The organism is Enterobacter sp. PL_is511 (genome assembly GCF_055816065.1).
The window spans coordinates 23,522-34,910 of record NZ_JBVPGP010000019.1 but is presented as its reverse complement, the minus strand read 5'-3'; the positions used below and the strand labels follow the sequence as shown (position 1 = coordinate 34,910).

The window sequence follows — 11,389 nt, the reverse complement described above, 5'->3', positions numbered from 1 at the left end:
TTCTCCTTAGTTGGTCGCGGTCATCTCACCCGGCAGCGCTGCGCTGGCCGTCTGGCCAGCACCACTCTGTGGCGCAGACTGCAGCGGATGGGCATCAAAGTATTTACGCAGACCGTTATAAATCGCTTCGGCAATTTGCTGCTGGTAGCTGTCGCTTCCCAGCAGACGCTCTTCACCGTTGTTACTGATAAAGCCCGTCTCTACGAGGATGGACGGAATATCCGGCGAGCGCAGAACGCCGAGGCTGGCATGTTCCGGACGACGCTTATGCAGCACGCCAACGCTTTGCAGCTGGTTCAATACGTTAGTGGCGACATCATACCCGACGCGCTGAGAATGACCGAACTGTAAATCCAGCACCGCCTGGCTGAGGTACGGATCGGACTGGCTGTTCGCCAGCACATCGCCCGCGCCGCCTAACAGTTCAGACTGCTTCTCATGCTCTTCCAGCCAGTTGGCCATTTCGCTGTTGGCGCGACGGTTTGACAGCACCCAAACCGAGGCGCCGGTCGCGCTACGATTCGGTGCGGCGTCCGCATGAATGGAGACCAGGAAGTTCGCGTTTTGCTTACGCGCCACATCCGAGCGTCCCATTACGGAGATAAAGTAATCCCCGTCGCGGGTCAACACGCCTTTAAACATCGGGTCGTCATTGAGTAGCGAACGCAGTTTACGCGCGATAGCGATCGTCACGTTTTTTTCTCGCGTGCCGCCAGGGCCAATCGCCCCCGGATCTTCCCCGCCGTGACCCGCATCAATGGCGATAATCACTTTGTCACCGCTGGCCGTCGCGCGTCGCGCGCTGGCAGCCGGACGCGTCACCGTATTGCTGCTGGTTGCCGTAGTAATGCGATCGTTCTGCGATTTAAACGGATTACGCGCAGGTTCAGAAGGACGGGGCGTATACACCGGTTCTTCCACACGCTTCGCTACGACCGGCGGCGGTGGAGGCGGTGGCGGTGCGTCGGCATTGATGGTAAAGACCACCGTATAGTTCGCCCCGTTTTGCTGTTTCACCGCCTTCGTTATGCCCTTTTCGGTCAGATCGACCACCAGGCGTAGCGACTGGCTATCCTGCGGTGTTCCCGAACGGATGCTTTTCACCAGGTTGTTACCGCTGAACCGCAGCGGTAGCCCCTGAATCACGCCTGTCTGTTTGATATCCAGCGCCACGCTGTGGCTGTCTGGCTGTGAAAACGCATATTCAGGATCGCCCATAAAGCTGAACGTGATCCGGGCCTGGCTTTCGCCGTTCGATACCTGAATATCTGAGAGGTTTGCCGCCCCGGCCTGCGCGCACAGCAGCACGGTGGCAGCCAACAACCAACCTTTAACGCGATTTATCATCCCGTCATCCCTACGCTTAACCGGCCAGTCGCGCCAGTAAGGAACTGCCTGATGAGGAAACAGCACTGATGCGTGCCTCACGCCCTTGTGCCTGGTAATCTAAGTGAATTTCGACATCCGGGTCAGGCAGCACACCCGCACCTTGTTGCGGCCACTCCACCAGGCAAATGGCGTCGTTGGCAAAATAATCACGGATCCCCATAAATTCCAGCTCCTCAGGATCCGCAAGGCGGTATAAATCGAAGTGGTACACCATGAGATTTTCAAGGGTGTACGGTTCTACCAGCGTGTAGGTTGGGCTTTTGACATTCCCGTTATGCCCTAACGCCTGCAAAAAACCCCGGCTAAAGGTGGTTTTACCCGCACCTAAATCACCATACAGATAAATGACGGTTGCCCCCTGACAGGCCTGCGCCACGCGCTTGCCGAGTTCTAAAGTGGCTTGTTCATCAGGTAAAGGAATCGCTCGATTAGTCATTTTCTACGTCAATCACATCCGGGTTAACAACACGCCGCAGCGTGCAAAAGAGATCGGTGGCCAGCATACCGCGTGTACCGTAACGCGCAGCCAGTTTATCCGCCGCAACGCCGTGAGCCACGCAGCCCGCGCAGGCTGCATCATAAAGGGGAAGTTTCTGTCCAAGCAATGCGCCGATGATGCCGGAAAGCACATCGCCCATGCCGCCGCTCGCCATGCCCGCATTTCCGGCATCAATAATGCCCTGCGTCTCGTCACAGGCGACAACGGTTCCTGCCCCTTTCAAAACAGCAACACCTCCGTAACGTTTTACCAGACGCTGAGCAGAAAGTAAGCGATCGCTTTCAATTTCTGCCACGCTGCAGTTAAGCAGCCGCGCGGCTTCGCCGGGGTGTGGCGTCAGAATGCGATTGTGACGCTTATCCGGGTTTATTGCCAGAAGGTTAAGCGCGTCGGCATCCCACAGCATCGGTTTACGAAAATTCTCGACCTTTTGCAGGGCCTGTTTACCCCATGCCTGTTGCCCAAGCCCAGGGCCAATCACCACCACATCCGCCCATTCAAGGCTCTCTTCAAGCGACTGGGGCGTAAGCTCGTGCACCATCAACTCCGGTCGGGCAGTGATGATTGGCGCAATATTCTCAATGCGAGTGAGCACTCGCACTAATCCGGCGCCGCTGCGCAAAGCCGCTTCACCGGTCATGCGAATCGCACCTGCCGTACCGTGGTCGCCGCCCACAATGACCAGCCTGCCGTGATCGCCCTTATGGGACGTCGACCGGCGCGGCGGGAGCCACGCTGGGAGCTGCGAGGCGTCAAAGCGTGACAGTTTCGTTTCCTGCCCGGCGAGCCAGCTCTCCAGCCCCAGCGCACTGTGGTGCAACACGCCGACGACATCCCGCGCTTTGCCAGTCAGTAAACCCGGCTTCAGGGCAATGAAGGTCACCGTATGTGCCGCCTGAATCACCGCCCCCGGCGTCGCGCCGGTTTGTGCTATCAGTCCAGAGGGAATATCCAGGGCGACTACCGGCGCGGAATGTCTGTTAGCGTGTTCAATGAGTGCGGCAACGTTTTCGCGCGGCGCGCTGCGCAGCCCGGTGCCCAGCAGCCCGTCAACAATCAGATCAACATCCTCTGGCCAGACGATATCAGGCGCATGAATCACACCGCCTGCGTTCAGCCATGCCTCCCGCGCCGCGCTGGCCTCTTCCGGCAGCGGTTTATCACTTTCAAGAGCCAGCAAGGTCACGCGGAGACCCGCAGCCACCGCGAGACGGGCAACGACGTAGCCATCACCGCCGTTGTTGCCGTGACCGCACAGAATCAGCCAGTGGGCCGCCTGCGGGAAGGCGCTTCGGGCTACGTCAAACGCCGCCTCACCCGCGCGCAGCATCAGTTCATACAGGGTAATCCCGAGGCTGTCTGCGGCCTCTTTTTCGGCGCGCCGGAGGTCATCCGCATGCCAGATGGAATGTGGTATACTTGCGGGGTTTTTCTTCACCGTATGGTCCGTCATGTCACAGCCCCTCGATCTCAATGAATTAGCGCAAAAAATAAAACAGTGGGGTGCTGAGCTTGGCTTCCAGAAGGTGGGCATTACCGATACCGACCTTTCCGCCAGCGAGCCGAAACTGCAGGCCTGGCTGGACAAACAATACCACGGCGAAATGGAGTGGATGGCGCGCCATGGCATGATGCGCGCCCGTCCACACGAGCTTTTGCCGGGGACATTACGCGTCATCAGCGTGCGCATGAACTATCTGCCCGCCAACGCGGCCTTTGCGCGCACGCTAAAAAATCCCTCTTTGGGTTACGTCAGCCGGTACGCCCTGGGACGTGATTACCATAAGCTTTTGCGTAACCGTTTAAAAAAACTCGGGGAAACTATTCAGCAGCACTGTGTTTCGCTGAATTTTAGACCCTTTGTCGATTCTGCGCCTATTCTTGAGCGCCCGATTGCCGAAAAAGCCGGGCTTGGCTGGACAGGTAAGCACTCACTAATCCTCAGCCGCGACGCCGGATCGTTCTTCTTTCTGGGTGAACTGCTGATTGATTTACCGCTGCCGGTAGACGGCCCGGTAGAGGAAGACTGCGGCCGTTGCGTGGCCTGTATGACCATCTGCCCAACGGGCGCCATCGTTGAGCCTTACACCGTTGATGCCCGTCGCTGTATCTCCTACCTCACTATCGAACTGGAAGGGGCCATTCCAGAGGAGTTCCGACCGCTTATCGGCAACCGCATCTACGGCTGCGACGATTGCCAGCTCATCTGCCCGTGGAACCGCTATTCACAGCTTACGGACGAAGAGGATTTCAGCCCGCGTAAGGCGCTCCATGCGCCGCCGCTCATTGAGCTGTTCGCCTGGACCGAGGCCTGGTTCCTGAAGGTGACGGAAGGTTCGGCCATTCGCCGTATCGGGCATCTGCGCTGGCTGCGAAATGTGGCCGTCGCGCTGGGTAATGCCCCGTGGGATGAAGCGAACGTGCAGGCGCTTGAAAGCCGTAGAGGTGAGCACCCACTTCTTGATGAGCACATAGAATGGGCGATTGCGCAGCAAATTGAGAAACGTAATGCCTGCGTGGTCGAGGTGCAGCTACCGAAGAAACAGCGTCTGGTGAGGGTGATTGAAAAAGGGCTTCCGCGGGATGCCTGAACTATTCACAGCCTGTGAATAAAATTACAAACTCAAGCGCCATCTGGGCTGGAGAAGAGGTCAAGTGATCTCAATAACATTTTGAAATCAAATTTTATACTGTAAATACAGTGCTTTACGAAGATATTATTCACCATGCTAAGTTTTAACCCTGTTTCGGTTAAGCGCAGTTTCTGTGGATAACTCTGTTCACAAGAGTATTTCAGAGACAACAGAAAACGTCCCCAGCGATGCTTTTCGCTGTGGATATTTTAGAGATGAAGAAGAATTTGGAGCGGGAAACGAGACTCGAACTCGCGACCCCGACCTTGGCAAGGTCGTGCTCTACCAACTGAGCTATTCCCGCTTGGGTGGTCCGTGCTGTGGAAGCACTTTCAAATTTTGGAGCGGGAAACGAGACTCGAACTCGCGACCCCGACCTTGGCAAGGTCGTGCTCTACCAACTGAGCTATTCCCGCTTGGGCAGTCTGTGCTATGGAAGCACTTTCAAATTTTGGAGCGGGAAACGAGACTCGAACTCGCGACCCCGACCTTGGCAAGGTCGTGCTCTACCAACTGAGCTATTCCCGCAAATCTGCACTGCTTTTGTTGCTGTCGTAACGTGTAATTCTCTGTCGTTACGGGAGGCGCATTATACGAGAAATCCTTTTAGCTGCAACCCCCCTTAAAGCGATTTTTTCGAAATTAAGTTCAAATGCTTATTTAATCGGCAAGCTGAACAATTTAACGACAAAAACCCGGCCACGCAAGGCGCCGGATCGCAAAATCACAGCTTAATAAAGTTTTCGCGGTAGTAGGAAAGCTCCGCCACGGACTCTCGGATATCATCCATCGCCTGATGCGTGCCCTGTTTTTTAAAGCCGTCGAGGATTTCAGGCTTCCAGCGACGCGCCAGCTCTTTCAACGTGCTGACGTCCAGATAGCGGTAGTGGAAGTAAGACTCCAGCTCCGGCATGTACTTAAACAGGAAACGACGATCCTGGCCGATGCTATTCCCACAGATTGGCGATTTGCCTGCCGGAACCCACTGTTTCAGGAACTCAAGCGTCGCCAGCTCCGCCTCACGATCACCCATAGTGCTCGCCTTTACCCGCTCCACCAGACCGCTGCCGGTGTGGGTACGCACGTTCCACTCATCCATCAATGCCAGCTGGTCATCGGACTGATGCACCGCTATCGTTGGCCCTTCCGCCAGGATATTCAGGTTGGCGTCCGTCACCAGGGTTGCAATTTCAATAATGCGATCGCGCTCGGGATCCAGCCCGGTCATTTCGAGATCGATCCAAATCAGGTTGTTTTCATCCGCGCTCATGTTATTTTCCACCCTTCTCGCATAACCGGCAGTAGCAGGTTAACTAGTATTAATTAGAGTGTATCATAGAGGTTTTGCCCCCTACGGGCGACCAGGAGCCAGTGCGATTGAGTAAAAATAAACTCTCCAAAGGGCAGCAGCGCCGCGTGAATGCCAATCACCAGCGCCGTCTTAAAACCACTGCGGAGAAGGTCGATTACGACGACAACCTGTTTGGCGACCCAACGGAAGGCGTAGTCATCAGCCGTTTCGGTATGCACGCTGACGTGGAATCCGCCGATGGTGCGATTCACCGCTGCAACATCCGCCGGACCATTCGTTCTCTGGTGACCGGCGACCGCGTCGTCTGGCGGCCGGGTAAAGAGGCGGCGGAAGGCGTGACGGTAAAAGGCATCGTTGAAGCGGTCCATGAGCGCACGTCCGTATTAACCCGTCCCGATTTCTACGACGGGGTCAAACCGATTGCCGCCAACATTAACCAGATTGTTATCGTATCGGCGATTTTGCCCGAACTGTCGCTCAATATTATCGACCGATATCTCGTCGCCTGCGAAACGCTGCAGGTTGAACCGATTATCGTGCTGAACAAAATCGATCTGCTGGACGACGACGGCATGGCCTTCGTCAATGAGCAGATGGATATCTATCGCAAGATTGGCTACCGCGTTCTGATGGTCTCCAGCTATACCAAAGATGGCCTGAAACCGCTGGAAGAGGCGCTTACCGATCGCATCAGCATCTTTGCGGGCCAGTCCGGCGTGGGCAAATCGAGCCTGCTGAACAACCTGCTTGGCCTCCAGCAAGAGATCCTCACCAACGATGTCTCTGATGTCTCGGGCCTGGGCCAGCACACCACCACCGCGTCACGCCTGTATCACTTCCCGCACGGGGGCGATGTCATCGACTCCCCGGGCGTGCGAGAGTTCGGTTTATGGCACCTGGAGCCGGAACAAATCTTTAACGGATTTGTCGAATTCCATGATTATTTAGGCGCTTGCAAGTACCGCGACTGTAAACACGATAACGACCCAGGCTGCGCTATCCGTGAAGCGGTTGAGAAAGGCGAGATCGCGGAGACCCGCTTCGAGAATTACCACCGTATTCTTGAGAGCATGGATCAGGTAAAAACGCGTAAAAACTTTTCTGATTCTGATAACTGACAACTAAGCTAAGCATCGCTAAAATCGTCCCCTTTTTTCAGGTTCCGGCGGCATAACGCCGGATCAGGAACGACAAAACAATGGCCTGGAGGCTACCTTGTTAAACGCATTTAAACTTTCGCTTCAATACATTCTGCCAAAACTGTGGCTCACTCGCCTGGCGGGCTGGGGCGCAAGCAAACGCGCGGGCTGGCTGACCAAACTGGTCATCGACCTTTTCGTAAAATATTACAAGGTCGATATGAAAGAGGCGCAGAAGCCGGACACCGCCAGCTACCGCACCTTCAACGAATTCTTCGTGCGCCCGCTGCGTGACGACGTGCGCCCGCTGAACACCGACCCTAACGTCCTGGTGATGCCGGCAGACGGCGTCATTAGCCAGTTGGGTAACATCGAAGACGACAAAATTCTGCAGGCGAAGGGCCATAATTACAGCCTGGAAGCGCTGCTGGCGGGTAACTACCTGATGGCGGATCTGTTCCGCAACGGTACCTTTGCCACCACCTATCTGTCACCGCGCGACTACCACCGCGTGCACATGCCGTGTAACGGCATCCTGCGCGAGATGATTTACGTCCCGGGCGATCTGTTCTCCGTGAACCACCTGACCGCGCAGAACGTGCCGAACCTGTTTGCCCGTAACGAGCGCGTCATCTGCCTGTTTGATACTGAATTTGGCCCTATGGCACAGATTCTGGTGGGTGCAACCATCGTAGGCAGCATTGAAACTGTCTGGGCCGGCACCATCACTCCACCGCGTGAAGGCGTGATCAAACGCTGGACCTGGCCTGCCGGTGAAGCGGAAGGCTCTGTGGCACTGCTGAAGGGTCAGGAAATGGGTCGCTTCAAACTGGGCTCCACCGTGATCAACCTGTTTGCGCCAGGCAAAGTGAAGCTGGCTGAACAACTCGAAAGCCTGTCGGTCACCAAACTGGGCCAGCCGCTGGCGGTCTCGACAGAAACCTTCGTGACGCCAGATGCAGAACCTGCGCCGCTGTCACAGGAAGAGATCCAGGCCGAGCACGACGCCAGCCCGCTGGTTGACGACAAAAAAGACGAAGGCTAACAACAGAAGGATCGCTGACGTGCGCCCGATTATCGTTCTACTGATGGCCTGGTGCCTCAGCATGGGGGCGTACGCAGCGACAGCCCCCGACGCCAAACAGATAACCCAGGAACTGGAGCAGGCAAAAGCGGCCAAACCCGCTCAGCCAGAGACCGTCGAGTCGCTCCAGGCTGCCCTGAACGCGCTTGAGGAGCGGAAAGGCTCGCTTGAGCGCGCTCAGCAGTATCAGCAGGTTATCGACAACTTCCCCAAACTCTCCCAGACGCTGCGCGCGCAGCTCAATAATCTGCGTGACGAACCGCGCGATGTGCCGGCAGGCATGACCTCCGACGCGCTGAACCAGGAGATCCTGCAGGTCAGCAGCCAGCTTCTGGAAAAGAGCCGCCTTGCTCAGCAGGAGCAGGAGCGAGCGCGTGAAATTGCCGACTCCCTCAGCCAGCTTCCGCAGCAGCAAACCGACGCCCGTCGCCAGCTTAATGAAGTTGAGCGCCGCGTGGGTACGCAAAACGGCAACACGCCACAGGCGCAGGCCCAAAATCTGGGCCTGCAGGCAGAATCGGCTCGCCTGAAGGCCCTTGTCGATGAACTGGAGCTGGCGCAGCTTTCCGCCAATAACCGCCAGGAGCTGTCGCGAATGCGCTCTGAACTCGCTCAGAAGCAGAGCGAGCAGCTGGACGCTTACCTTCAGGCCCTGCGCAATCAGCTCAACAGTCAGCGCCAGCGTGAAGCGGAGCGCGCGCTGGAAAGTACCGAGCTGCTGGCGGAAAACAGCGATAACCTGCCTGCCGGCATCGTCCAGCAGTTTAAGGTCAACCGTGAGCTTTCTGCCGCGCTGAATCAGCAGGCGCAGCGTATGGATCTGGTTGCCTCACAGCAGCGTCAGGCGACCAATCAAACCTTGCAGGTTCGTCAGGCGTTAAACACCCTGCGCGAGCAGTCCCAGTGGCTCGGGTCATCAAACCTGCTGGGCGAAGCGCTGCGCGCCCAGGTCGCGCGCCTGCCGGAAATGCCGAAGCCGCAACAGCTGGATACCGAGATGGCCCAGCTGCGCGTTCAGCGCCTGCACTTTGAAGATCTTCTCAATAAACAGCCGCAAATCCGCCAGATCCGTCAGGCTGATGGACAGCCGCTGACCAGCGAGCAAAACCGTATTCTGGAAGCCCAGCTGCGTACCCAGCGTGAACTGCTGAACTCTCTGCTGCAGGGCGGGGATACGCTGATTCTGGAGCTGACCAAGCTGAAGGTTTCTAACAGCCAGCTGGAAGATGCGCTGAAAGAGGTGAACGAGGCGACGCACCGTTATCTCTTCTGGACGTCCGACGTGCGTCCGATGACCTTCTCGTGGCCGATTGAGATTGTCCAGGACCTGCGCCGCCTGATTTCGCTGGACACCTTCAGCCAGCTGGGACAGGCCAGCGTGATGATGTTCACCAGCAAAGAGACCATTTTCCCGCTGCTGGGGGCGTTGATTCTGGTGGGCTTCAGCATTTACTCGCGCAGACATTTCACCCGTTTCCTGGAGCGTTCCAGCTCCAGGGTCGGGAAAGTCACCCAGGATCACTTCTGGCTGACGCTACGCACCGTATTCTGGTCGATTCTTGTCGCCTCTCCGCTGCCGGTGCTGTGGATGACGCTGGGGTATGGCCTGCGGGAAGCCTGGCCCTATCCGCTCGCGGTAGCGATTGGCGATGGCGTCACCGCCACGGTGCCGCTGCTGTGGGTGGTGATGATATGCGCCACCTTCGCGCGCCCCAATGGCCTGTTCATCACCCACTTTGGCTGGCCGCGTAATCGCGTTGCGCGCGCCATGCGTTACTACCTGATGAGCATCGGGCTGATTGTGCCGCTGATTATGGCACTGATCATGTTCGATAATCTCAACGACCGGGAATTCTCAGGCTCGCTGGGCCGCCTCTGCTTTATGCTGATATGCGGGGCGCTGGCCATCGTCACGCTCAGCCTGAAACGCGCGGGTATTCCGCTCTATCTGGATAAATCCGGCAGCGGCGACAACATGTTCAACCGGCTGCTCTGGAACCTGCTGCTTAGCGCGCCGCTGTTTGCAATGCTGGCAGCCGCGGTGGGCTATCTGGCAACCGCGCAGGCGCTGCTGGCGAGGCTGGAAACCTCGGTGGCCATCTGGTTCCTGCTTCTGGTGGTGTACCACGTGATCCGCCGCTGGATGCTGATCCAGCGCCGCCGTCTGGCGTTTGACCGTGCCAAGCACCGCCGGGCGGAGATCCTCGCCCAGCGCGCGCGGGGTGAGGAAGAGCCAAACCACGTCAACAGTACGGAAGGCACGACGGAAGCGGACGAGGTCGAGCTGGATCTGGATGCCATCAGTACCCAGTCCCTGCGCCTGGTTCGCTCCATCCTGATGCTGATTGCCCTCCTCTCGGTCATCTTCCTGTGGTCGGAGATCCACTCCGCGTTCGGCTTCCTGGAGAACATCTCTCTCTGGGACGTGACCTCCACGGTGCAGGGTGTTGAAAGCCTGGAGCCGATTACCCTGGGGGCGGTGCTGATTGCCATTCTGGTGCTGATCATCACCACCCAGCTGGTGCGTAACTTCCCGGCGCTGCTGGAGCTGGCGCTGCTGCAGCATCTGGATTTAACGCCGGGTACGGGCTATGCGATCACGACCATTACCAAGTATCTGATCATGCTGTTTGGTGGACTGGTTGGCTTCTCGATGATCGGTATTGAGTGGTCGAAGCTCCAGTGGCTGGTGGCAGCGCTCGGTGTAGGGTTAGGTTTTGGTTTACAGGAGATCTTCGCCAACTTCATCTCCGGTCTGATCATTCTGTTCGAAAAACCGATCCGTATTGGCGATACCGTCACGATCCGCGATCTGACCGGCAGCATCACGAAGATCAACACCCGTGCGACGACGATCAGCGACTGGGATCGGAAAGAGATCATCGTGCCAAACAAGGCGTTTATTACCGAGCAGTTCATCAACTGGTCGCTGTCAGACTCCGTTACCCGTGTGGTGCTGACGGTCCCGGCCCCGTCGGACGCTAACAGCGAAGAGGTCACCCAGATCCTCTACACTGCCGCGGAGCGCTGCTCGCTGGTGATCGACAACCCGGCGCCGGAAGTCTTCCTTGTGGATTTACAGCAGGGGATCCAGATTTTCGAGCTGCGTATCTACGCCGCCGAAATGGGGCACCGTATGCCGCTGCGCCATGAGATCCACCAGCTGATTCTGGCGGGCTTCCGCGAGCACGGTATTGATATGCCGTTCCCACCGTTCCAGATGCGTCTGGAAAGCCTGGACGGGCGTAAAACGGGAAGAACGCTGACGTCAGCGGCGCGTACGCGCCCGGCGGGCAGTCTGTAACGCGTCTCCCCTCCCTTTCGGGAGGGGAA

General features: G+C 57.3%; 8 protein-coding genes and 3 tRNA genes. 4 read left to right on the top strand and 7 right to left on the bottom strand.

All coding sequences use genetic code 11. The annotated features are described in order from the left end of the window. Nucleotides 1-6 precede the first annotated feature (6 nt). The 3 genes from amiB to nnr are packed head-to-tail and all read right to left on the bottom strand — an operon-like array spanning nt 7 to nt 3,341. On the bottom strand, nt 7-1,347 hold the full coding sequence (gene amiB / locus AC0TN7_RS06510; protein WP_248272852.1) for an N-acetylmuramoyl-L-alanine amidase AmiB: 1,341 nt from the start codon (nt 1,345-1,347) through the stop codon (nt 7-9). 16 nt (nt 1,348-1,363) lie between these two features. Then, the gene (gene tsaE / locus AC0TN7_RS06505) at nt 1,364-1,825 is read right to left on the bottom strand and encodes a tRNA (adenosine(37)-N6)-threonylcarbamoyltransferase complex ATPase subunit type 1 TsaE (RefSeq protein WP_013095283.1); all 462 of its coding nucleotides are present in this window, start codon (nt 1,823-1,825) and stop codon (nt 1,364-1,366) included. Beyond that, nucleotides 1,818-3,341: a bifunctional ADP-dependent NAD(P)H-hydrate dehydratase/NAD(P)H-hydrate epimerase gene (gene nnr / locus AC0TN7_RS06500; RefSeq protein ID WP_248272853.1), complete on the bottom strand. Its 1,524-nt coding sequence runs from the start codon at nt 3,339-3,341 to the stop codon at nt 1,818-1,820. Before nnr ends, tsaE begins: the two co-directional genes overlap by 8 nt. Here nnr and queG point away from each other — a divergent pair. Further along, complete coding sequence (gene queG / locus AC0TN7_RS06495; protein ID WP_061716098.1) at nt 3,340-4,479, top strand: tRNA epoxyqueuosine(34) reductase QueG; 1,140 nt, start codon at nt 3,340-3,342, stop codon at nt 4,477-4,479. The two genes, nnr and queG, sit on opposite strands and share 2 nt — an antisense overlap. A 270-nt stretch (nt 4,480-4,749) precedes the next feature. On the opposite strand, the gene AC0TN7_RS06490 is transcribed toward queG, so the two are convergent. The 4 genes from AC0TN7_RS06490 to orn all read right to left on the bottom strand — a co-directional run bounded on the left by AC0TN7_RS06490 (nt 4,750) and on the right by orn (nt 5,791). Next, nucleotides 4,750-4,825 (bottom strand) — tRNA-Gly (locus tag AC0TN7_RS06490). 36 nt (nt 4,826-4,861) lie between these two features. Further along, a tRNA-Gly gene (locus tag AC0TN7_RS06485) sits at nt 4,862-4,937 on the bottom strand. A gap of 36 nt (nt 4,938-4,973) precedes the next feature. After that, nucleotides 4,974-5,049: transfer RNA gene (locus tag AC0TN7_RS06480), tRNA-Gly, on the bottom strand. Nucleotides 5,050-5,245: 196 nt separating this feature from the next. Continuing rightward, nucleotides 5,246-5,791: an oligoribonuclease gene (orn, locus tag AC0TN7_RS06475; RefSeq protein WP_008502926.1), complete on the bottom strand. Its 546-nt coding sequence runs from the start codon at nt 5,789-5,791 to the stop codon at nt 5,246-5,248. A gap of 107 nt (nt 5,792-5,898) precedes the next feature. On the opposite strand from orn, the gene rsgA reads away from it, so the two are divergent. The 3 genes from rsgA (at nt 5,899) to mscM (ending at nt 11,360) form a co-directional block, all read left to right on the top strand. Next, nucleotides 5,899-6,951: a small ribosomal subunit biogenesis GTPase RsgA gene (gene rsgA, locus AC0TN7_RS06470; RefSeq protein WP_008502927.1), complete on the top strand. Its 1,053-nt coding sequence runs from the start codon at nt 5,899-5,901 to the stop codon at nt 6,949-6,951. A gap of 97 nt (nt 6,952-7,048) precedes the next feature. Continuing rightward, the gene (asd, locus tag AC0TN7_RS06465) at nt 7,049-8,017 is read left to right on the top strand and encodes an archaetidylserine decarboxylase (RefSeq protein WP_463726492.1); all 969 of its coding nucleotides are present in this window, start codon (nt 7,049-7,051) and stop codon (nt 8,015-8,017) included. 19 nt (nt 8,018-8,036) lie between these two features. Further along, nucleotides 8,037-11,360, top strand: coding sequence for a miniconductance mechanosensitive channel MscM (gene mscM, locus AC0TN7_RS06460; RefSeq protein WP_032651334.1), 3,324 nt, complete (start codon nt 8,037-8,039; stop codon nt 11,358-11,360). The last annotated feature ends 29 nt before the right edge of the window (nt 11,361-11,389 follow it).